The sequence below is a fragment of the Thermaerobacter composti genome, from assembly GCF_033582035.1.
In the GTDB taxonomy this organism is placed as follows: Bacteria; Bacillota; Sulfobacillia; order Thermaerobacterales; family Thermaerobacteraceae; genus Thermaerobacter; species Thermaerobacter composti.
The window spans coordinates 875,166-897,019 of sequence record NZ_CP132508.1 but is presented as its reverse complement, the minus strand read 5'-3'; the positions used below and the strand labels follow the sequence as shown (position 1 = coordinate 897,019).

Sequence of the window (21,854 nt, the reverse complement as noted above, 5' to 3'; positions counted from 1 at the left end):
CCGATTGGGTTCCGGGGAGGGCGGGTGTGCAGCCGGGCCGGTTGGGTTCCCGGGGAGGGCAGCGGATGGGCAGTTCCGCTTGCATCCGGCCCGGGGCGCCGCGCGGCGGGGGTTCCGACCGCCGCACCGTGGCGATCACCTGGTCAGGATCGTGGCCGGCTGCATCGGCGGGGATGGACCGCATCAAGCCGATCAATCCGTCGGGGTGTCCCGCCGCTCCGGCCACTTCCTACTCTAGGGGGGCGTTGTTGCCGGGCAAGGTCGGTCGGTTTGCAAAAGTGTTACGGTTCCCGTCGCTCTTGACAATCCATTGCAGCAGCTGACCCAGCGTCCCGCGGGGCGCGTCGACCGCGCCCGGCTCCCCCTCGTGGAGCACCAGTCCCTCCGCGACGTACACGGCCATGCCCACGGCCCGCGCCGGGGCGATGTCCTGGCGCAGGTCGTTGCCGACCATCAGGCACCGGCCGGGTTCGACCCCGATGCGGTCGGCCACCTCCAGGTAGTAGTCGGGCTGGGGCTTGCAGCTGTGCATGTTCTCCAGCACCGTAACCAGGTCGAACTGGCCGACATCGAGCCCGGCCCAGCGCAGGCGCTCGGCGATGGCCGCCATGGGGAAGATCGGGTTCGTCGCCAGCACCACCTTCCATCCCCGGGCGCGGGCCGCCTCGACCAGCGCGGCCGCCTCCGGTCGCCGTCGAGCCATGAACTGCAGCTTGGGGAACTCCTCGCGGTAGAACCGCTCGAAGCGCACCAGCGCCTGCTCACGGCGATCGGGGCGCGCGCCGGGGTGGCGCGCCGGGTCGAGCCCCGCCCACAGCGTCTCGTAGAGCAGCGCCGCGTTGGTGCGGGAGCGATCGCGGTTCTCCATCACCGCCGTCGTGGCGCGGATCAGCTGGCGCACGAAGTCCTCCGGGTCGAACAGGTCCGCCACCCACGCCGCCAGCCGCCGCAGGTACACCGGCAGGAAGCGGTCCATGTCCAGCTCGAGCAGTGTCCCGTCGAGATCGAAGAGCACGGCCTCCACGGGGCCTCCCGGCCCGCTCGGGATCGCCGTCTCGGTGCCCGCCGGCCGCACGTCCGCCAACGGCCAGCCTCCCCCTTTCCCCCGTTTCCTCGCCCGTTTCCGCGCCCCTTGCGTGCCGGGACGCCCGCCGCCCCTGCCGCGCCGGAGGGGCTCGGCCGGCGACGGCATCCCGGTGCACGGACGCGACGGACCAACACGAACCCTGACGCAACACCGAACCGCTTCTTTCCAAGGAGATTGTACCGCTGCGATGGTACCGCTGCGGCGAAATCGCGCCGTCACGTCTCGTCGCGCCGGGCTCCCCACGACGCCTTGGCTCCCCTTCGCACCGCGCCGCGCGCATGACACCCTCCTGCGCGACCCAGACTATCCTGGGCAAGACCGGCGACCCCAGGGGCAAGACGATCCGCGCCGCAAGGGCAAGACCCGCGCCCGCCGGAGGCTGCATCGGCCGGAGCCTGCATCGCCGGACGGGCCGCGGCGCAGGAGGTGGAGTCCGTGGCACCCGAACCCCGGGGCGGCACCGGCCGGATCCTCCGACACCCCGCCGGCAGTCGTGCGGCGGCGCGCCGCGCCGACCCGGCCGCGCGCCTGCCCGGCGAGCCCTTCCCCTTCCCGGGCCACGAGCCGGCGACCCTGCCGCGCCGGGAGGTCGGGCCGGACCGGTGGCCGCGGGAAGAGCCCGAGACGGTGGTGGCGCCGACCGAGGTGGTGGAACCGGCGGTCTACCCGAAGCCGGAGCCGGCCACGCCCATCGACCCCTATCCCGACACGGACCGGGACGACGGCCGCGACGGCCGCGACGACCACGGCGACGGGGAGCGGTCGACCGGGCGCGAAGAGGAGCTGGGGACGGCCGGACGCGACGGGGCGTGGACCGTCGGCGGCGAAACCGCGGGGGTCTTCATCAGCCGGGTCAAGGTGGGGCCGCACGCCTTCGAGCGCGTGGTGGTGCGCACCCACTGGTTCCAGCGGGGGGAAGACCTGGCCACCGCCCTGCGCCGGTACCTCGGGCCCCACCTGCGGCCCGGCGACCACGTCATCATCAGCGAGACGGCGGTGATCGCCGCCCGCGGGCGGATGATCCCCGCCCAACAGGTGCGGCCGGGGCGTCTCGCCCGGCTGCTGGCCCGCCACGTCCGGCCCACGGGGTGGGGGCAGGGGCTGTCCGTCCCGGAGAAGATGCAGGTAGCCATCGCGGAGACGGGCCGGCTGCGGATCCTGGCGGCGGCCGCCGCCGCAGCCCTGACGCGGCCGCTGGGCATCCGCGGCGTGTTCTACCACGTGGCGGGCGACGGGGCGCGTTGCCTGGACGGGATGCGGGCCGGAAGCCCCTACGAGGGGTGGGTGCTCCCGCCCCTGCGCCGGGCCGAGGCGGTGGCCATCGCCCGGGAGCTGGCCCAGGCGTTGGGCGTGCCGGTGCACATCGTCGACATCAACGACAACGGGGGCACCATCCGGGCCAGTTCGCACCCCTTCCCCCCGCGCCTGCTGCTGGCCATCTTGCGGGACAATCCCCTGGGACAGGGCGCTCGGTGCTGTCCTGTGGGGCTCATCCGGCGTTGGGAGGGCGCCTTCGGCCTGCTCGGGGACGAATGACACTCCCGGCAAGTACCTCCTGCCTCCTCGTGGGTTATAGTCCAAGCAGGTTTTGACTCCCGCCTTCGCCAAGTTTCGTCAGGGCCGGAGGAGGTCCACTGCCTCCTCGCCGTGCGACGGCCTTAGGCAGACCGACCCCTCCGGCACCTGGCGAATCCGCTGCTCAACGGTCGCTAGGGCGTCGTGCCGCGAGCACCGATTCCACGAGGGCACCGTGGGTGGCGGGGATCGCCCCACGCGGAGGTGGCATCATGTTGCACGTCGGAATCGACCAGGGCAGCCAGCATCACGACGTCTGCCTGGCGTCCGAGGGGCAGGCTCCTTCCTACCTCCGGGTCCCCAACGATGCCGACGGCCTGCAGGAACTGCTCGCCGCGATCCGGCGTCGAGAACCGGACCCAGCACAGGTGCACGTGGCTATCGAAGGCTCGGGGCAGGGGCTCTTCGTGGCAGCGCTCCTCGCCGCAGGCTTTCGGGTCTATCCCGTCAATCCCAAGGCGGTGGACCGCTACCGGGACCGCCTCTCCCCGGCCGGCAGCAAGGACGACCGCCGGGATGCCCTGGTCCTGGCCGAGATCCTCCGCACCGATCGCCATCGCCTTCAGCCCCTGCGGCTGGAGAGCGACACCCTGCGCCAGCTCCGGGTGGCCTACAGCCACCACCAGACCCTGGTGGAAGAACGCACGCGGCTTCTGAATCAGCTCACCGCCTGCCTGCGCGCTTACTACCCGCGGGCCCTGGAGCTGTTTGCGGACTTGGGCCGGCCCGTGGCCTGGACCTTCTTGCGCGCCTTCCCGACCCCGGCGCACTTCGCCCGCGCCCGCCGGTCCCGGATCGAGAAGCTGTTGCGTCAGCACCGCTACCCTGGAGTCGCCGCCAAGACGGCCGAACTGCTCGAGCTCGCGCGCAAGCCCCAGCTCCCGGCCGATCCGGCCACCGTGGCCCTGTGGGCACGTCGCATGCTCTTTCTGGTGGATCAGCTCGAAGCCGTCTGCCGCGAGCTCGAGGCCTGTCATGAGCAGCTGGAGACCCTGGTGCAGGCGCACCCGGACGGCGATTTGTTTCGCTCCATGAAAGGCATCGGCACGGTGCTGGCTGCCGGCATGATCACCGTCTTCGGGGAGGACCGCCAGGCGGTCCCCAGCGTCCGCCCGATCCAATGTCGGTCGGGGACAGCCCCCGTGACCGTTCGCAGTGGCAAGACCGTCCGAGTCCGTTTCCGCCACGCTTGCAACAAACAGGCTCGCAATACGGTGCAACTGCTGGCGCAGCAACTCGTTCTACACCACGACTGGGCCCGGGAGATTTATCAGACCCACCGCGACCGAGGGCGTCACCATCATGAAGCCTTGCGCATCGTGGCCCACCACGCCCTTCGGGTCCTTTTTGCGATGTGGCGAGATCGTCAGCCCTACGACCCCACCCGGTTCGAGGCGGCGCGTCGTCAGCGGCAACAGCCCAAGGCCGCGTAGCGCCCACGGGCACGTTCCTCAGCAGCCGCTTTGTCAAAGATCACATCCCCGACTACGGCGACTTGACCCTAGGGCGTCTGCCGTGTTCGCACTCGAGCGCCAAGCCTCCGGAGCGGCACCGTTTGCGGACGCCTACCTCGCCTGCCGCTGCCAGGAGAACGGCGTCCACCTCTTGACGAACGTGGAGGGGTGAGATCGGGGTCGACCCCCTCCCCGAGCCTGGTCCTAGAAGGCCCCCAGGCCCGTCACGTCGCGGCCCACGATGAGCGTGTGGATGTCGTACGTCCCCTCGTAGGTGTCCACCGTCTCCAGGTTCAGCATGTGGCGGATCGCCGCGTACTCCAGCGTGATGCCGCTGCCGCCCAGGATCTCGCGGGCCGCGCGGGCCGCGCGCAGCGCCGCCCGCACGTTGCTGCGCTTGGCCAGGGACACCTGGGCGTAGGTCAGCTTGTCCTCGTCCTTGAGCTTGCCGAGCCGCCAGGATATCAGGAGCGCCTGGGTGTGGGACTCCACCATCTCCACCAGCTTCGCCTGCACCAGCTGGCGCTCGGCGATGGGCCGGCCGAAGGTGATCCGGTGCCGGGCGAACTCCAGCGCCTCGTGGAAGACGGCGTCGATCACCCCCGCCGCGCCCCAGGCGATGCCGTACCGCGCCTGGGTCAGGCAGCTCAGGGCCGCGCCCAGGCCGCGGGCTTCGGGCAGCATCTGGGCCGCGTCGACCCGCACCTCATCGAGGATGAGCTCTGAGGTCACGGAAGCCCGCAGGCTCATCTTGTGCTGGATCTCCCGCGCCCGGAACCCCGGGGCGTCCGTGGGCACGATGAACCCCCGCACCACGCCCTCGTCGTCCTTCGCCCAGATCACCGCGATGTCGGCGATGTTGCCGTTGGTGATCCACATCTTCCGGCCGGTGATCACGTAGGACGAACCGTCCTTCCGGGCGCGGGTCTTCATGGAGCCGGGGTCCGAGCCGCCGTCGGGCTCCGTCAGGCCGAAGCAGCCGACGATCTCCCCCCGCGCCAGCCGGGGCAGGTACTCTCGCTTCTGTTCCTCCGAGCCGTAGCGGTAGATGGGGTACATCACCAGCGAGCTCTGCACGCTGACGAAGCTGCGGAGGCCCGAATCGATGCGCTCCAGTTCGTACATGATGAGGCCGTAGGCCACGTTGCTGGCGCCGGCTCCGCCGTACGCCTCGGGCAGGTTCGACCCCAGGAACCCCAGCTCGCCGAAGCGGGGGATCAGGTGGCGCGGGAAGGTCCCCTCCTCCCACCACCGGGCGATGTGGGGCGCCGCCTCGGCCTCGAGGAAGCGACGCGCCTCCTCCTGGATCAGGCGCTCTTCGGGGGAGAAGAGCTCGGCGACGCGGTAGTAGTCCAGGCCTGCCAAGGGAAATACCTCCTCGCGGGCCGGCGGGGAGCCCCCACCGCCCGCTGCACTGGTCGAAGGTTGCATCTCCGGGTACGATTCGTTGCCTTCACCGGGCGCCCCTTCCCGGAGCTCACGGCGCGGCGCGCGGGCTGTCCAGGAGGGACTCCAGTTCCCGCCGTACCTCCCCCGGCAGCGGCTCCCGCAGCATCCGGGCCACGCAGTCCGGGGCGGCCCCGTGCTGCCGCAGGTATCCGGCCAGCAGATCCGCGCGATCGTGGCGGTTCAGCAGCCGGTAGGCCACCAGCCAGACTTCGGGGCTGGCGGTGGGCACGCCCTCCCAGGTCCCACCCTGCAGGGCCGGCAGCTGGCAGATCCCGCTGGCGGTGCGGATGGCGAACCCGCCGATCAGATCCACAGGGCGGCGGCATAACCCGCCGGGCGGGCGGGGTGAAGCCCTGGAGGAGCCCCGGCCGGCACTGGCGGGCCCGGGTTCCGCATCCGGGGCCCCCTCGGGGACCGGCGTCAAGCGCAGGAAGAACCAGCTGGCATACGGTTGCCGCGCCCGCAGCCGGAAGGACCCGCTCCAGCCCCGGAAAGCAGGTACTGCGGACAGGACCCGTTCCACCGGCGCGTCGGTGACCAGGTCCCAGTCGCGGACCCGGTCGATCAGCCCCAGGCTGGCCAGAAGCCCGCTACCGCCCAGCACCACCGGGCAGCCGGCCTCGGCCAGAGAGCGAACCAGGGGAAGGATCTCCACCCGGGCTGGGCGTAGCGATCGGCGGGCCGGCGGGGCGCTCGGCCGGAAGGTCATCCCGGTTCGGGTTCCCGTTGCGGTTCCTGTCCATGCTCGGTTGCGGGTGCACTCCTTGACGTGGCCGGCTTACGGGCCTGGGGACGCGGTCCCTGCTCCCAGAACCCGTGCCAGCCGGAATAGGGCCAGGTCTTTCTTCTGCGCCTCCACCATCCCGTCGACCTCCGGGACGCCCAGCCGGGGGAGGATCGCCAGCAGCGGCTTGACGAAGGCCGGGTCCACGTAGTCGGCATGGGCCCGCAGGCTGGCGCCGTCCCGGGGACTAGAGAGGTGGATCTTGGGCGGCCGGTCCCGCCACAGGCGAAAGCTCCGGACCAGGAGCGGCTCCAGGGCGGCCAGGCCCTCCGCGCTCCGGGGCTCTGGAAAGCCTGCCGGCGGGCAGCAGACGTGGTGGTGCCAATCGAAGGCCACGGGCAGGCCGAACCGTTCCGCCAGTTCCAGGGTGGTGGCGATGTCCACGGTCCGGTCGTCGTTCTCCAGGACCAGCCGGGACCGGGCCCACCCGTCCAGTTGCTCCAGATGACGCCCCGCTTTCTCAAGGATCGCCCGCGCTCCATCCCCGGCCGCAGCCCGCTGGTGCCGCTCGCGCCCGCGGTTCTCGCCCGGACCCTGGCTCCGGCCCCGGCGCCCGCCCACGTGGATCACGATCCGGGCCCGTTCGTCCAGATCCAGAAGGTCGAACAGGCGGCGGTGGTAGGCCAGGTACGCCTGCACCCAGCGGAACTGGCTCGCGCTGCCCAGGCCACAGACTTCGGGCAGGTGCGAGCTCAGCCGGATGCCCGCCTCCCGGGCCACCCGGCCGACCCGGGCGCCCGTGGCCTGAAGGTCCGGCTCGCCCCACCACCGCCAGTCGGCGGTCAGGGGGTGGGTTGCCAGGGGAATCATGTTGGCAGAGATCCTGTAGAGGCGGATTCCGTGGGCCCGGGCGAAGAACAGGATCCGCAGGGTGTTCTCTGGTGTTCTCTAGATTGCGGCGGGCGATCTCCCGCAACCGGTAGCGCCGCGCTTCGGGGTCGAGGCGCGACGCCGCCGTCACCGTCATGGACCCGGCGGGCGAGCAGTCCCGTTCCGAAAGGCAAATGGCAACGAAGCCCAGGTGAAGCTGCACGCCGCCCACCTGGATGGTCGCACCCCGAAGAATGCCGGAACGAGGACCCGCCCCCGTGACGCCGGCGTCAGGACCCTCCGCCGCGATGGCGGCGCCAGGCACCGCCGCCGAGATGCCCGAACCGGACACCTCCGGCGCCCCCCTGCGGTCCTCCGGGGAGTTGGAATGCGTCCCGCCGGCCGGGTCCGGCCCTGCCTCCGCCGGCGCCTGGGGCGACGGTGCCGTACGGCGCCCCCTGCTCCGGGGCGCTGCGGGCGATGCCTGAGGGGTTGGGCGCGGTGATCCTTCCGTCATGGGGGCGTCCTTTCGACTTGCTGCGGCTACCCGGGACCCGGGGCCGGTCGACGTACCTGCGGCCGACAGCTCGACAAAAAATGCAGGCCTTTCCGAGATTGCCCCGCAGGGGATCACCGCCATGTAGCGAGCAGCGGTGCGATGCGCGCCTCGAGGTCGGGTGGATAGAAGTGCCCGTCCCCCTGGACGATCTCGACCTGTACCGTGAGGCCCGCCGCCTCCATCCACCTGGCCACGTCCTCAATCATGCGGACGGCCCGTTCGTCCCGAGACCCGGCCCAGAAGTAGGCCCGGAGGCCTGGGTTGCGAGGGCTTGGCTCCAGAAGTCCTTCCATGTAGTTCCAATCCGTCAGGTGAGGCGCAAGGGCGATGACACCCCGGGCAGGTAGAACCCCCGACAGGGCGAGGTGGAGGGCAAGGGCTGCACCTCGGGAGAACCCCGCCAGCACCACCCGCTTGGGATCGAGGGAAGCCCCCGGGGCAGCCGCATCGTCGAGCATCGACCGGTAATGGTACCGGACATCCTGGGCACCCCGGTCGAGATCGTCCCAGTGGTAGGCATCCGGACCCATGACCTGGGTCGACTGGGGGACCAGAAGGGCCCATCCGTGGGAAGCCACGAAGCGCCAGCAACCCGCCGCCCTGGCGGCGTTCTCGGCGTTGCCGTGAAGCGCGATGAGGACTGGGACGGAACTCCGTCCCGGCGGGGCGGACCCGCTGCCCTGGCTCAGCGCGGTACCCTCGGGACGGAGGGCGGTTCCCTCGGGGAACTGGAGGACGCGCCGCGGCACGACCCTTCGTTGCGCTTCGCTCTGACGTTGCTCGCACACCGCGACCGCCCGCTCGAAGCGGGGATGGCCCCGAAGCCCGGCCAGGTCGGGGTCGTTGCGCAACCATGTCACGGGAATCCACAGGCCCTGGTCGAGCAGTTGCTCCAAATGGGTCAACGCAGCCTCCGCGTCGCCCAGGCGCGTTAGCAAACAAACCCGCCAATACCCGATGTGCCAGGCCTGTTCCGGGTGAGCGGCCCCCTCCCTGTCAAGAAGATCCAGGGCCTGCCGGTATTGCTGGCGCTCGTAGAGATCGAAGACCCGGGATGCCAGCCGGTCGAAGGTTGTCACCGCGGCACCACTCCTCTCACCGGAGAAACGCCGCATGTTAGGAAAGCAGCAGCAGGACCGCCGCCCCCGCGGCCGCGTATAGCCAGTACCACCCGCTCCCGCACGCCAGCCAGCGCCGCATCCGCCTCACCTCCCCCGCGACGCCGAACGAGCCGATCCAGCCGCAGCGACCGGGCGGGTCGGACGGGACCTTGATCGGACACGTCCCTGCGCAGACCAGATATGTCCTTGGGCCGGCCCGGCACCTCCTGATGGGACCGGGCGCGTCCTGGAACGGGCCCGGCGAGTCGCCGCCCCCAAGCCCCCGCGCGGCCAGTCCCCCGCGCTCTGGCGTCCATGCCCCTCGCAACGCTTCTTGTGCGCTACCATGGGTTCGATGGGGACCACCGGACCGGCCCGGGGGCCGGATCCTCTTCCGCCCTATCGGGGCCAGGACCACCCTCCCGGGTCCAGGACAAGGAGGATTCGCCATGGATCCGAACCTTCTCGCCTTCGCCCGCCGCCTGGAAGAGCGGCTCGTCTTCACCCCCGGCCCCACGGAGGTCTCGCCCCGCGTCCGGGAGGCCATGGCCCTCCCCGTGGCCAACTCGGACCTCGACCCGGACTTCGCCGCCCTCTACCGCGCCACCTGCGCCGGGCTGCAGGAACTGCTGCATACCCGGAGCGACGTCCTGATCCTCGCCGGCGAGGGCCTGCTGGGCCTCGAGGCCGCCATCGCCTCGCTGGTCGAACCCGGCGACCGCGTCCTCGCCCTGGCCAACGGCCTGTACGGCCACGGGTTCGCCGACTTCGCCCGGGACTACGGCGCCGAGGTCACCGTCTTCGAGGCCCCCGACCGCCAGCCCCTGGATCCGGACGCCCTGCGCCGGTTCCTCCGGGACCAGAAGCCCTTCAAGCTGGGGACCCTGGTCCACTGCGAGACGCCCACCGGCCTGACCAACCCCGTGGACCGGATCCTGCCCGTCCTCCACGAGCACGGCATCCTGACGGTGATGGACAGCGTCTCCGCCATCGCCGCCGAGCCCCTGGAGGCCGACGCCTGGCACGCCGACGTGGTCCTGGGCGGCTCGCAGAAGGCGCTCTCCGCCCCGCCCGGCCTGGCCTTCCTCAGCGTCAGCCGCGCGGCCTGGGAGGCCATGGCCCGGCGCCGCACCCCGATCCGCGGGGTCTACCTGAACCTGCGGCTGTGGAAGGACCTCTGGGTGGAGAAGGGCGAGTTCCCCTACACCCCGTCGACCTCGGACGTCTACGCCCTGTACGCGGCCGTCGCCGACGCCCTGGCCGAGGGCGAGGCGGCGCGCCTGGCCCGCCACGAGCGGCTGGCGCGGGCGATCCGCGCGGCCGGCGAGGCGGCCGGTCTGGAGCTGTACCCCGAGCCACGGGCGGCCGCCCGGGCGGTGACCGCCTGGCTCATCCCGGACGACCTGCGCCCCCGCGAGCAGGAGATCCGCCGCTTCATGTGGGAAGAACACGGCGTCCTCATGGCCGGCAGCTGGGGGGACGCCGCCGGCCGCGTCTGGCGGGCCGGCCACATGGGCGAGAACGCCCGCCCCGAGAAGGGCGAGCGGTTCGTCCGGGCGTTGGCCGCGACGCTCCGTCACTTCGGGTGGCAGCTGCCGGGCGACCCGGTGGCGGCGTACCGGGAAGCGTTGGGGTCGGGCGGCGCACCGGGGGTGGGGAGCGGCGGCTAGACGGCCGGGCCGCGCCCGGCGACCCGCCGGAAGAGCCCAGAGGAGCCCACCGGCCCCCCGGCGAATCCCGCCACCCGAACGGGACGAACGCAAGGCCAGGTCTGGTTTCGGAGGGGGCTTTCGCCGTGACCACCGGTCGTCCTGCCGTGACCATCCGGTTGGCCGAGCCCGGCGATTTCGAGGCCATCACCCGTCTCCTGGAAGAACTCGGGCGCCCCGCCGTCCCGGCGGAGGACGAAGCGGCCGCCCGGGCCGTGTTCCTCCGGCACATCCAATGCCCCGACACCGCCTCCCTGGTGGCCGAGCTGGACGGCCGCATCGTCGGCTTCATGTCGTTGGAGTTCCGCGACCGGCTCAACCACCTGCGACCGCAGGCGTGGATCCCCGACCTGATCGTCACCGCCTCCGCCCGCGGCCTCGGCATCGGCAAGGCCCTCCTCCAGCGGGGCTTCGAGCTCGCCCGAGAGCGGAACTGCTGGAGCGTGACCGTTCCTCAAAACATAGGCATTTATTGCATCCGCCTATGACGCCGGGCGAACGGTGTTCCCGACGATTCGCGCCGGGGGATCGCACCCCGGACCCCAAGCCAGACCATCGCACCCGGGGCCGTGCGGCCTGGAGGCCGCCGGTGCCCGGGTGGATCGGGGTTCCCCCCGACCTGGGGCGTCCTCGGAGGACCGCTGATAGAGCCGGTGCGCCCGCTGGCCGCGCACCGACGGAGCGATGCGCCGCCAATCGCTCCAGACGTGCCGCCCTCGATTCCTCGCGGGTAGAGGGCGGGCGGTTCCGGAGCGCAAGCGCTCGCCCAAACCCAGGCCCCGGCGGGCGATCGCCACCGCCGCGGCCGCGTGGGGCGACAGCCCGTACCGGGCCATGAACTTGACCTTGCCGATCACGCTGGTGAAGGCCGGGTTGACGCGGAGCACCTCCACGCCTTCCCGGGCGGCCCGGGCCATGAGCAGGGCGGAAAATTTGCCGTAAGCAAACGCGGACAACTTCCGGGCGTAGCGCTTGTCGTCTTCTCGAAGACGGGCCTTCTTCTCCCGGAAGTCCAGGTGCTCCACCACGATGGGCTTGCCGGCGCCCTTGGCCCATGCCACCAGGTCCGCCACCGCATCGCCCAGGATGGCCTTCACCTGCTCCCGGCGCTTGCCTTGGAGCGGAAGTCGGATGTCGCGCGCCGCCACCGGGTTGCCGAAGCGGTCGACCTCCGCCACGGCCAGCCGGTCGGGGTTCAGATCGGCACCAAGGGCCCCCGCCCTTCGCGATGTCGTGATCGGGGCCGCGGGCCGTTCGGTGGTGGCGAAGACGTACCAGGCGCCGTTCTTCCGGACAAAGCGGTAGGAAATCGCTTGCCCGGACGCGAGGGCCGCCAGGATGACATCCTGCCCATAGGAGAAACGGACGCCGTGCAGCCAAACATGCCGCCCGAAGCGGCCGGCCAGGGCGTTGGGCACCCGAAGGCGCAAGCGGTCGCCCAAGAGCGAACACGTCTGGTTGCCGCTCCTCTCGTCTTTGGAGCCGAGGCAGAAGAAGCTTTGGCTGCGGGCATCGCGCCATGCCTTGCGCCATGCGTCGTGGGAAGCGAACCCATTCGCCTCGAGGTGGAACTGCCGGTGGAACAAACGCCGCGAGCCAAAGCAAATCGGCGGCGATCCCGCCCGCGCTTCCGCCGCTTCCAGGCGGGCGCGCAGCATCGCCAGCCGCCGCTTCTTCTGGTGCAGCCGAAACCGGACCCGACGCCGGCGCGCCGCCCGTTCTTCGGGGGCAAGGGTCGCCCAGCGCCCCTTGCCCGAGGCCAAGGCTTTCTCCTGCTTGTGGAGCTTGGCGATCGCTCGTTCGGTGGATTGGATCTGCCCGCGCAGGTGCGCCAGATGGTGCCGATGGGCTTCCTCCGCCGCCTTCACCTTGGCCTTCAGTTCGGTGGCCAGCGCGTTGAAGTAGCGGGCTGTGATGCCGTCGCGGGCAATGGACTCCCGCTTGCATTCGACAAGGGGACGCTTCCGCACGTAGAGATCGACGAACAACCGGCGCAGCAGGCGACCGTACAGGGCGGCGAGGGCGTCCAGGGCCGGGTAAACCGACCGGTCATGGATCTTCGTCTGGAAGGTCGCCTGCATCGGCCCGATCATCCTCCCTTCCCAGGATACCAAACATATGTTCCGTCCGCAAGCCGAAGAGGGGACGGGTCGGAAGTGGGGGAACCGTTATGCGAAAGGTTCGCCTACGGCTGATAACAGATGGCGATGGAATGGTAAGCAGCTACGAACCCTGGAGTCGGGCTACCACCGCCGGGTGGCGCACCAGCTGTACCGCGCCGCCGGCATGCGGGACGAGGGCCTCTATTTCCGGATCTACCTGTAGATCAGGGATGTAGGTCGGCGCCCTACATGTGGGTCGCGTTCCACAGCTTCCGCAACACGATGACCTGCCCCATGTGGTGCTGGGCGTGTTCCACCAGGTGGTGCAGGATGAACGCGGCCTCCGCCGGCACCTGCTGACGGCCCACCACCCGCTGCGCCGCCAGGTCGGCGTCGCTCAGGCCCCGGATCCGCTCCTGGACCCGGGCCATCTCTTCGTGGAACTGGCGCAGGACCTGCGCCGGCTCCACCTCCGGCGAGGGCTTGAGCTCCTCCCGGGCGCGGGCGCGCAGCTCGTCGGGGATGGGCTCGCCCACCGCGTAGCAGAGCAGCCGCAGGCTGGACCCCGCGATGTGGCGCAGCAGCCCGCCGATGGGGTTCATCGCCGGCCCGGGCACCCACCAGAAGGCCTCGCGGCCGAGGTCGCCGGCCCACCGGTCCGCCATCTCCCGCACTTCCTCGAGGCCGCGCCACCAGGCTGACGGGAGCAGCCCCGCGCCCTGGACCCGCCCCCGGAGGAACGGCGGTTGGGCCACGGTGCCTCCATGCCCCGCCGTGCCCGCGCCGCCCGCTGCGGGGGTCTTCCGCTCGTTGGCCATGACCACCCCTCCCTCGTTCGGGATCGGTTCGCGACCGTAGCCGGATCGGCTACAGGGATTCCCTGCCCCATGGCGAAGCCGGTTCTTCCGGCGACGAACCAACAAAAGTTGACACCGTTCGACTCCGGTTCGACGCTGGCTCCCGTGCCGGCGGCGCCGCGGGGACACCGGGACGACCGGGGCGAGGATGCGCCCGGCGGGTGAGGATGCGCCCGGGCCCGGCGGCTGCGACGGTGGCGGCCGGCCAAAGGGGATTGGAACGTGCGAAGGATCTGGCGCCTCGTCATGGATTCGCTGAAGAAGGTCTTCCTCATGGGCGAACCCCCCGACTCCCCCCGGGAGGCCACTATCAACCCCGCCGCCTGGGAACTGCTTCGCGAGACGCTGACGCTGTTCCTGGGGCTGGCCCTGGTGCTGGGGCTGCTGGTGGTGGCATGGCTGACCGGCCAGGGGTGAACGGGAGGCCTCCGGGCCGCGCCCTGGCCGGCGGCCGCCCGGCCGCGCCGTGGCCGGGAGCCACCTAGCCCCACCTCAGCCGACGGCCTCCCTGCCCCTACCGGCGACCCCCCGGCCGCGGTCTGGCGGGCGCCCCCACCCGCGTCCTAGCCGGCCGGCGCTGGCTGCCCCGCCCGCCGGCGTCCTACCTGGCCGCACCCTACCCGCCTGCCGCCGGCTGCACCGCCGCCCGCGGCCTACCCGGCCGCACCGTACTTGCCTGCCGCCGGCCGAACCGCCCGCCCGCGCCCTACCCGGCCGGCGCCGGCTGCACCACCCGCTGGCGGTACCAGCGATAGGTCAGCGCGAGCCCCTCGTCGAGGCTCACCTGGGGAGCCCAGCCCAGCCGCTCCCGCGCCCGCCGGTTGTCCAGGACGCTGTGGCGGATGTCGCCGGGTCGAGGCGGCCCATGCCGGGGCGAGGGCGCCCCCTCCACCAACCGGCCGATCCGCTCGGCCAGATCCCCGATGGTCGTCGCCGACCCGCCAGCGACGTTGGCCACGAGCCCGGCCGGCCCCACCAGCGCCCGGGCGAAGGCCCGCGCCACGTCGGTCACGAACACGAAGTCCCGGGTCTGCCGGCCGTCGCCGTAGATCACCGGCCCCTGCCCGCGCAAGGCGTCGAGGAAGAACCGGGCCACCACGGGCCCCGTCTCGGGCCGCTGCCCCGGGCCGTACACGTTCCCCAGGCGGAGGATCACCGCCTCCAGGCCCGCGCCCCGGGCGTACTGCTGGATCAGCCACTCCGCCGTCTGCTTGGACCGGCCGTACACCGAGAGCGGCTCCAGCGGGTGGTCTTCGTCCACCGGCAACCGGCGGGGGTTCCCGTACACCGCCGCCGACGAGGCGAACACCACCCGGCGCGTCCCCACCGCCACCGCCGCCCGCAGGACGTTGAGGGTCCCGTAGACGTTGACCTCCACGTCCCGGTCCGGCCGCTGCAGCGACCGCTCCACGCTGACCTGGGCGGCCAGGTGGATCACGGTCTCGGGCCGGAAGGCGCGGAACACCGCCTCGACCGCCTCGGGCTCGGTGACGTCGACGCGCTGCACCACCACCTCCCCGATGCGGTCGACGCGACCGGCCGAGAAGTCGTCGATGGCGGCGATCTCGCGGGCCGCCACCGCGCTGCGCCCAGGCCCGGCGTCGCCCGCCCGGCCGTGTTCCTCCCGCCCCTCGAGCAGATGCTGCACCACGTGGGAACCGATGAAACCCGCCGCGCCCGTCACCAGCACGCGCAAGACCCGCCCGCCCCCTCGGTGCCCCGGCCCGCGTCCGGCCCCGCAATCGGCGCCGCCCACCGGGACCACGGCCGCTTACATGGCCGATGGATTCGACTACACGATCGATGGATTCGAATGGATTCAAATAAGGGCAGAAATCAACCGAGGAGGAACCCGAGACCCGCCCGGCCGCATCACGCGCCTCCGCCCACCGCCCCGCTCCGCGCCCCCACCACCTCGCCCCGCGGGAGGTCCAGCGCCGAGGAGACGACCGCGTCGCGGCCTTCGGCGAGCCGCTGCCGGCCCCGCCCCACGCCGCGGTACCGGAACCCCAGCGCCGCCATCCGCGCCGGGTCCAGCGCGTTGCGGCCGTCGAACACGAACCGCGGCTCGTCCATCCGCCGCGCCGCCTCCTCCCAGTCCAGGCGGACGAAGGCGTCCCACTCCGTGGCGAGCACCACCGCCCGCGCGCCGTCCAGTGCCTCGAGGGCCGACGGGGTCAACCGCACCTCGCCTGGCAGCACCGCCCGCGCCCGCTCCACGGCCTGCGGATCCGCCGCCCGCACCTCGGCCCCCTCCTCCACCAGGAGCGGGATGAGGTCGAGGGCCGGCGCCTCGCGGACATCGTCGGTGTTGGGCTTGAAGGCCAGGCCCAGCACGGCCACGGGCACCCCGGCCAGCGAGCCGAAGACCTCCCGCAGCGCGTAGAGGGGCAGCAGCCGCTGCCGCGCGTTGACCGCGATCACCGCCCGCAGCAGCTCGAAGGGGTAGTCGTAGACCCGGGCCAGGTGGTCCAGGGCCGCCACGTCCTTGGGGAAGCAGGAACCGCCGTAGCCGAGGCCGGCGCGGAGGAACTGGCTGCCGATGCGCGGATCGAGCCCGATGCCCCGGGCGACCTCCTCCACGTCGGCCCCCACGCGGTCGCACATGTTGGCGAGCTCGTTGATGAAGGAGATCTTGGTGGCCAGGAAGGCGTTGGCCCCGTACTTGACCATCTCCGCCGTCGTGGTGTCGGTGACCAGCACGGGCGCCCCGTACCCCGCGAAGAGCGCCGCCACCCGCTCCGCCGCCGCGCGCTCCTCGCTACCCACCACCACCCGGTCGGGATGGAACCAGTCGTGGACCGCGCTGCCCTCGCGCAGGAACTCGGGGTTGGCGACGTAGGCGAGGCCCAGGGGCGCCAGGTAGCGCCGGGCCAGCCGCCGGCCGGTCCCGGGCGGCACGGTGCTCTTCACCACCACGATGGGCGCCCGCAGCCCGCCGGCCGCAGCAGGCCACACCGTCCCGGCCGTCGCTTCGGTCCCGGCCATGGCGACCCGGTCGGCCGCGCCGACCCCGTCGGACGAACCGGCACCGCCCTGCGGATCGACAGCCTCCCCGGCCCGGAGAACGCCCGCCCCTGCCGGGCGCCCTCGGCGCACCCGTTCGGCCACCCAGGCCAGGGCCGCCTCCACCTGACTCAAGTCCGCCGCCCCGGTGGCCCGGGACGGCGTCCCCACGGCGACGAACACGAAATCGCCCAGCTGGCCGGGTTCGACCTCCCCGGCCAGGGCAAACCGCAGCCGGCCGGCCGCCACCCCTTCGCGCACCAGCTCGTCCAACCCGGGCTCGTAGAACGGCACCTCCGCCCGGCGGTATCGTTCGACCTTGGCGGGGTCGACGTCGACCCCCAGCACCTGGTGGCCGTCCCGCGCCAGCGCCGCCGCGGCGACGGCGCCGACATAGCCGAGCCCCAGCACGGTGATGCGCACGAAGATCTCGCCCCCTGCGAAATCGTTCAATCCATCCAAATGGACCAGCCCTCGGCGGCTGGAAACATGATACCATAGGGTCCCGCGAGCAGGATGACAACGGGCGTCATGGTCCTCTCCCGGTTCGGCGCCGCGAGCCGCCCAGGCCCCTACTCCGGGATGATGGGCAAGATCAAGTGCGACGGCCACGCCGGGGTGTGCCAGACCCGGTTCTCCGCCACCACCATGCGCGTCGAGGTGGCCAGGGGCTCGCCGGTGTTCAGGTTGCGGTCGTACTTGGGGAAGGCACTGGAGGCGATCTCGAGGCGAATCCGGTGCCCGGCCTTGAACACCTGGGCCGTGTTCCAGAGGTCGATCTCGAACCGGTACACCTTGCCCGGTTCCATCAGGACCTCCTTGTGCATCCCCTCCCGGAACCGCGCCCGCACCATGCCGTCGCACAGCCGCTGGCAGAAGCCATTGGGGTGCACGTCCACCAGCTTGGCCATGAAGTCGGTGTCCACCGCCGACGACGAGGCGTACAGCACCAGCTTCACCGGCCCCGTGACCTCCACGTCCCGCTCCAGGGGCGGCGTCGAGTAGACCAGCACGTCGCCCCGGGTCTCGATGGCGGAATAGTCGTCGGGGCCGCCGATCTGGCTGGAGAGCGGGTCGGTGATGAAGGGCACCGGCCGCGCCGGATCATACAGGTACACGTCCGGCGGCTCATCCGTGGCCGGTGGCTCGGTGGAGAGGACCCCGTCGCCGAAGCGGCTGTTGGCCCGCCCGCCGCTGCGCAGGTAGAACTTCGTCCACTTCGTCCGGGCCAGGGGCCACTCGTGCTCGTCCCGCCAGCGGTTCGCCCCCATGATGAACAGGCGCACCGGCGGCTCTTCGCCGATGCCGTTGTCGATCCCCTTGAGCCAGTAGTCGAGCCAGCGCACCTCGTAGCCGTCCAGGTCGATCACGGCCTCCGGCCCGAAGTCCACCTCGCCCAGCTTGCGGCTCTCGTTGACCCGGTGCCCCCAGGGCCCCATGATCAGCTTCTGGCCCCGCCGGGCCCGCTCACTGGGGGCGTGCCGCACCATGCCGGCGAAGTTCAGGGGCGTGCCGATCTGCTCATCGTCATACCATCCCGAAACGTGCAGCACCGGGAGGTCGATCTCGTGGAAGCGGTGCTGGTAGCGCAGGGGCTCCCACCACTCATCCAGGGTGGGGTGGGCGCAGTCCTCCCGCCAATGGCGGCTCGCGAACCCGGCCGCCTCGTCCATGGTCAACAGCGGCAGGTGCTCGTAGACCTTCATCCAGTCGATCTTGTCCACGTACTGAAGAACCCGGCCATCGGTCATGCGGTTCCAGCAGACGTGCATGGGCCCGGGCGTGCCCGTGGGCCACTCCACATAGGGGTCCGACGGCGTCACGTGGACGATCATGGCCTTCAGGTGCGGCGGCTTCTCCAGGGCGGTGAGCCACTGGATGCGCCCGAGGTAGGAGCCACCCCAGGTGGCCACGTCTCCGGTGGACCAGGGCTGGCGGGCCAGCCACTCGATGGCGTCGTAGCCGTCCCGGGCGTCGTTGCGGTAGGGGACGAACTCCCCCTCCGAATCCCCCCGCCCCCGCACGTCCATCCACACGAACACGTAGCCGTGCTTGGCAAAGAAGTTCCCGTAATGCCAGGCCCGCTGCGAATTCTTGTTGTAGGGCGTCCGGGCCAGGACCACGGGGAAGCGGCCGGGGGCGTCGGGGCGGTAGATGTCCGCCGAGAGCGTGATCCCGTCCCGCATGGGGATACGCACGTTGAAGTGGTGCCGCACACTATAAACGCCGCCCGCCGCCGATCGATCACTCGGAGCGGGCATGTCACCAACCCAAGCCAAAGGGGAACCTCCTTCACGCGAAAGGAGGAGGGGCCGACAGGACGAAATGACCTGTTTCGAACAGGCCCAGTTCCTCCCCCAATCCGGTTCGCAGGAGGAAATCGCGTTGATCCGATTCTGGCGTGTCCTTATCAAGGCTCTCCGTCAGCACCGCATCGACCGTCCCACGCCGGAAGACGTTCTCTCCAACGCGGAGAAAGCCCTGCTGCGGGAGACGCTGCTGGTGGCGGCCGGTATCACGGTGGTCGGTTTCGTCCTCGGCCTGTGGTGGCTGATCGAAGCAAGCATGCGCCGGTAGGGCAGCCGACCCCTACCGCCGCCGGTAGTATCGGGCGTAGTAGCCCATCTGCTTGAGCGGCACGTCGTTGAGCACCGCGCCCAGGATGCGAGCACCGACCTTCTCCAACGCCTCCTTGGCCTTCTGGGACTGCACGTAATCGGAGTTCTGGGCGCTGACCACGAGAATCACCCCGTCCACGTGAGGCGCCAGCACCAGAGGATCGGCCACCATCACCGGGGGCGGGGTGTCGTAAATAACAACGTCGTACTCCTCCGCCAGGGAGGCAAAGAGCTCCTGGGCCCGCCGCGATCCCAGAAGTTCCGCCGGATTGGGTGGCGTCGGCCCGGCGGGAAGCACCCAGAGGTTCTTGGCCCGAGGCACCGCCTGCAGCGCCTCATCCAGAGTACAGGACCCCGCCAGCACCGCTGACAGCCCATAAACGTTGGGGAGCCCGAACATCGCCGCCTGCACCGGCCGGCGCAAGTCGGCATCGACCAGCACCGTCGCCTTGCCGGCGTTGGCGAAGCTCAAGGCCAAGTTGGCTGAGGTCAACGACTTCCCCTCGCCCGGCAGGCCACTCGTGACCAGGATGCTCCGCAACGGCTTGTCCACGGCCAGGTACTGGAGGTTGGTGCGAATCATCCGGTAGGCCTCGATGGCTGGGGAATGCTCCTGAACCCCTCCGAGCATCCCCGCCTCGGCGCCTGCCGCCGGCTCTCCCCTCCGCTGGCGCCGGGGCGCCTGCAGCCTTCCCCGCCGTGGCCCGCCGGATTCGCGTGCCGGTACAGCATGCCCTTCAGCCAAAAGCTTTGCCTCCCCTCGATCGTCTACAAGGTCAATATGTCGAATCCCGCCAAGACAGGCAAGTCTAGGCGGAGCCTACGGCAGCCTTATCCCAAAAATGATTCAGCATTCAGCGGTCGCCACACAAGACGCCCGGCATGAGCCGTAGCGAGGGTGCTCCAAAGGGGGATCTCGAACCGGCACAGCGGGTCGGTGATGAAGGGCACCGGCCGCGCCGGATCATACAGGTACACGTCCGGCGGTTCATCCGTGGCTGGCGGCTCGGTGGAGAGGACCCCGTCGCCGAAGCGGCTGTTGGCCCGCCCCGCCGCTGCGCAGGTAGAACTTCGTCCACTTCGTCCGGGCCAGGGGCCACTCGTGCTCGTCCCGCCAGCGGTTCGCCCCCATGATGAACAGGCGCACCGGCGGCTCTTCGCCGATGCCGTTGTCGATCCCCTTGAGCCAGTAGTCGAGCCAGCGCACCTCGTAGCCGTCCAGGTCGATCACGGCCTCCGGCCCGAAGTCCACCTCGCCCAGCTTGCGGCTCTCGTTGACCCGGTGCCCCCAGGGCCCCATGATCAGCTTCTGGCCCCGCCGGGCCCGCTCACTGGGGGCGTGCCGCACCATGCCGGCGAAGTTCAGGGGCGTGCCGATCTGCTCATCGTCGTACCAGCCCGAGACGTGCAGCACCGGCAGGTCGATCTCGTGGAAGCGGTGCTGGTAGCGCAGGGGCTCCCACCACTCGTCCAGCGTGGGGTGGGCGCAGTCCTCCCGCCAATGGCGGCTCGCGAACCCGGCCGCCTCGTCCATGGTCAACAGCGGCAGGTGCTCGTAGACCTTCATCCAGTCGATCTTGTCCACGTACTGAAGAACCCGGCCATCGGTCATGCGGTTCCAGCAGACGTGCATGGGCCCGGGCGTGCCCGTGGGCCACTCCACATAGGGGTCCGACGGCGTCACGTGGACGATCATGGCCTTCAGGTGCGGCGGCTTCTCCAGGGCGGTGAGCCACTGGATGCGCCCGAGGTAGGAGCCTCCCCAGGTGGCCACGTCTCCGGTGGACCAGGGCTGGCGGGCCAGCCACTCGATGGCGTCGTAGCCGTCCCGGGCGTCGTTGCGGTAGGGGACGAACTCCCCCTCCGAATCCCCCCGCCCCCGCACGTCCATCCAGACGAAGACGTAGCCGTGCCGGGCGAAGAAGTGGCCGTACTTCCACGCCCGCTCGGTGTTCTTGTTGTAGGGCGTCCGGGCCAGGACCACGGGGAATCGGCCGGTGGCGTCGGGCCGGTAGATGTCCGCCGAGAGGGTGATCCCGTCCCGCATGGGCACGCGGACGTTGAACTCGTGGCGGACGGGGTAAACAGGCCGCGACAATTCCCGATGACTGAATAGGAATTCCCGATGACTGAATAGGGACGATCGGGAGGAAGCCATCCCACTGGAAGCTACCGAGGGTTCCGGGGTATCGCCAAGCCAGGCCAAGGCGACTCCTCCTTTCGACCTTGCAGTGGTGGGACCCGAGTCGAAGCAATCAACCGGTATGTCCGAGCCCCCGACCCGTTTTTCATAGCCAATCCGGCAAGAGGAACGAACCTGTAGGGGAACGCATAGACACCACTGGATAGACAACTTACGAAAAGAACCGACACTTGGCTTGAGAAGTGTCTAAGCTCACGGACGATCACGGCCACACTTGTACCAACTATTTCGGACAGACGGAGGAATCAACGTTGGACAAGCTGTTCCGCGTCGTGATTAAAGCCCTGCGGCAACGCCACTATGACCGCCCGACCCCGGAGGATGTTCTTTCCGCTTCCGAGCGAGCCCTCCTCAGGGAAGCTATGCTGGTGCTCGCGGGAATCACCGCTGTGGGTGGATTGCTGGCCATCTGGTGGATGGTAGAATCTATTGGACTCCGGTGAAGCCTGGCAGACGTTAGAAAAAGTGCCGGTCGAACGGAAGACCGGCATTTCTTTACCTCTATCACTTCCGCGTTCCTCTTCCTCCCTGGCCTAGCCAG

Annotated in this window: 20 protein-coding genes; 8 read left to right on the top strand and 12 right to left on the bottom strand. The window is 70.6% G+C overall.

Annotation, left to right across the window (positions count from 1 at the left end; translation table 11 throughout):
• Window positions 1-229: 229 nt before the first annotated feature.
• Entirely contained in the window at window positions 230-1,075 is an 846-nt protein-coding gene (locus tag Q5761_RS03530) for an HAD family hydrolase (protein ID WP_318751599.1), read from the bottom strand.
• Between the two features lie 447 nt (window positions 1,076-1,522).
• Between Q5761_RS03530 and Q5761_RS03525 the strand changes: the two genes are divergently transcribed.
• Both Q5761_RS03525 and Q5761_RS03520 read left to right on the top strand, forming a co-directional pair.
• Window positions 1,523-2,623, top strand: a complete 1,101-nt coding sequence (locus Q5761_RS03525) for a hypothetical protein (RefSeq protein ID WP_318751234.1) — start codon at window positions 1,523-1,525, stop codon at window positions 2,621-2,623.
• 251 nt (window positions 2,624-2,874) lie between these two features.
• Window positions 2,875-4,095, top strand: coding sequence for an IS110 family transposase (locus tag Q5761_RS03520; protein WP_318751233.1), 1,221 nt, complete (start codon window positions 2,875-2,877; stop codon window positions 4,093-4,095).
• A gap of 225 nt (window positions 4,096-4,320) precedes the next feature.
• On the opposite strand, the gene Q5761_RS03515 is transcribed toward Q5761_RS03520, so the two are convergent.
• The 4 genes from Q5761_RS03515 to Q5761_RS03500 all read right to left on the bottom strand — a co-directional run bounded on the left by Q5761_RS03515 (window position 4,321) and on the right by Q5761_RS03500 (window position 8,797).
• Complete coding sequence (locus Q5761_RS03515; RefSeq protein ID WP_318751232.1) at window positions 4,321-5,481, bottom strand: acyl-CoA dehydrogenase family protein; 1,161 nt, start codon at window positions 5,479-5,481, stop codon at window positions 4,321-4,323.
• 112 nt (window positions 5,482-5,593) lie between these two features.
• Window positions 5,594-6,172, bottom strand: a complete 579-nt coding sequence (locus tag Q5761_RS03510; protein ID WP_318751231.1) for a hypothetical protein — start codon at window positions 6,170-6,172, stop codon at window positions 5,594-5,596.
• A 171-nt stretch (window positions 6,173-6,343) separates the two neighbouring features.
• Entirely contained in the window at window positions 6,344-7,219 is an 876-nt protein-coding gene (locus tag Q5761_RS03505; protein ID WP_318751598.1) for a hypothetical protein, read from the bottom strand.
• A gap of 570 nt (window positions 7,220-7,789) precedes the next feature.
• Window positions 7,790-8,797 carry an alpha/beta hydrolase gene (locus tag Q5761_RS03500; RefSeq protein ID WP_318751230.1) on the bottom strand — a complete coding sequence of 336 codons (1,008 nt, stop codon included), beginning with the start codon at window positions 8,795-8,797 and terminating at the stop codon, window positions 7,790-7,792.
• Window positions 8,798-9,267: 470 nt separating this feature from the next.
• Between Q5761_RS03500 and Q5761_RS03495 the strand changes: the two genes are divergently transcribed.
• Window positions 9,268-10,488, top strand: a complete 1,221-nt coding sequence (locus Q5761_RS03495; protein ID WP_318751229.1) for an alanine--glyoxylate aminotransferase family protein — start codon at window positions 9,268-9,270, stop codon at window positions 10,486-10,488.
• Between the two features lie 125 nt (window positions 10,489-10,613).
• Window positions 10,614-11,015, top strand: a complete 402-nt coding sequence (locus Q5761_RS03490) for a GNAT family N-acetyltransferase (RefSeq protein ID WP_318751228.1) — start codon at window positions 10,614-10,616, stop codon at window positions 11,013-11,015.
• On the opposite strand, the gene Q5761_RS03485 is transcribed toward Q5761_RS03490, so the two are convergent.
• Window positions 11,010-12,620, bottom strand: coding sequence for an IS200/IS605 family accessory protein TnpB-related protein (locus Q5761_RS03485; protein ID WP_318751227.1), 1,611 nt, complete (start codon window positions 12,618-12,620; stop codon window positions 11,010-11,012). The two genes, Q5761_RS03490 and Q5761_RS03485, sit on opposite strands and share 6 nt — an antisense overlap.
• Before the next feature lie 25 nt (window positions 12,621-12,645).
• Between Q5761_RS03485 and Q5761_RS03480 the strand changes: the two genes are divergently transcribed.
• Window positions 12,646-12,852, top strand: coding sequence for a hypothetical protein (locus tag Q5761_RS03480; protein WP_318751226.1), 207 nt, complete (start codon window positions 12,646-12,648; stop codon window positions 12,850-12,852).
• 22 nt (window positions 12,853-12,874) lie between these two features.
• Here the strand turns inward: Q5761_RS03480 and Q5761_RS03475 are convergent, their stop codons facing one another.
• Window positions 12,875-13,447 (bottom strand): DinB family protein, encoded by a 573-nt coding sequence (locus Q5761_RS03475; RefSeq protein WP_318751225.1) that lies wholly within the window; start codon window positions 13,445-13,447, stop codon window positions 12,875-12,877.
• Between the two features lie 261 nt (window positions 13,448-13,708).
• Between Q5761_RS03475 and Q5761_RS03470 the strand changes: the two genes are divergently transcribed.
• Window positions 13,709-13,903 carry a hypothetical protein gene (locus Q5761_RS03470; RefSeq protein WP_135225113.1) on the top strand — a complete coding sequence of 65 codons (195 nt, stop codon included), beginning with the start codon at window positions 13,709-13,711 and terminating at the stop codon, window positions 13,901-13,903.
• A 289-nt stretch (window positions 13,904-14,192) separates the two neighbouring features.
• On the opposite strand, the gene Q5761_RS03465 is transcribed toward Q5761_RS03470, so the two are convergent.
• From Q5761_RS03465 to Q5761_RS03455, 3 genes are all read right to left on the bottom strand, one after another.
• Entirely contained in the window at window positions 14,193-15,176 is a 984-nt protein-coding gene (locus tag Q5761_RS03465) for a GDP-mannose 4,6-dehydratase (RefSeq protein WP_318751597.1), read from the bottom strand.
• Window positions 15,177-15,358: 182 nt separating this feature from the next.
• Complete coding sequence (locus Q5761_RS03460; RefSeq protein WP_318751224.1) at window positions 15,359-16,954, bottom strand: UDP-glucose/GDP-mannose dehydrogenase family protein; 1,596 nt, start codon at window positions 16,952-16,954, stop codon at window positions 15,359-15,361.
• A 110-nt stretch (window positions 16,955-17,064) separates the two neighbouring features.
• Window positions 17,065-18,771: a CocE/NonD family hydrolase gene (locus Q5761_RS03455; RefSeq protein ID WP_318751223.1), complete on the bottom strand. Its 1,707-nt coding sequence runs from the start codon at window positions 18,769-18,771 to the stop codon at window positions 17,065-17,067.
• A gap of 106 nt (window positions 18,772-18,877) precedes the next feature.
• On the opposite strand from Q5761_RS03455, the gene Q5761_RS03450 reads away from it, so the two are divergent.
• The gene (locus Q5761_RS03450) at window positions 18,878-19,069 is read left to right on the top strand and encodes a hypothetical protein (RefSeq protein ID WP_318751222.1); all 192 of its coding nucleotides are present in this window, start codon (window positions 18,878-18,880) and stop codon (window positions 19,067-19,069) included.
• 12 nt (window positions 19,070-19,081) lie between these two features.
• Here Q5761_RS03450 and Q5761_RS03445 read toward each other — a convergent pair whose 3' ends face one another.
• Both Q5761_RS03445 and Q5761_RS03440 read right to left on the bottom strand, forming a co-directional pair.
• Window positions 19,082-19,693, bottom strand: a complete 612-nt coding sequence (locus Q5761_RS03445) for a CpsD/CapB family tyrosine-protein kinase (protein WP_318751221.1) — start codon at window positions 19,691-19,693, stop codon at window positions 19,082-19,084.
• A 405-nt stretch (window positions 19,694-20,098) separates the two neighbouring features.
• Window positions 20,099-21,157, bottom strand: coding sequence for a CocE/NonD family hydrolase (locus Q5761_RS03440; protein WP_318751596.1), 1,059 nt, complete (start codon window positions 21,155-21,157; stop codon window positions 20,099-20,101).
• A gap of 407 nt (window positions 21,158-21,564) precedes the next feature.
• On the opposite strand from Q5761_RS03440, the gene Q5761_RS03435 reads away from it, so the two are divergent.
• Complete coding sequence (locus Q5761_RS03435; RefSeq protein WP_318751220.1) at window positions 21,565-21,756, top strand: hypothetical protein; 192 nt, start codon at window positions 21,565-21,567, stop codon at window positions 21,754-21,756.
• Window positions 21,757-21,854 lie beyond the last annotated feature (98 nt).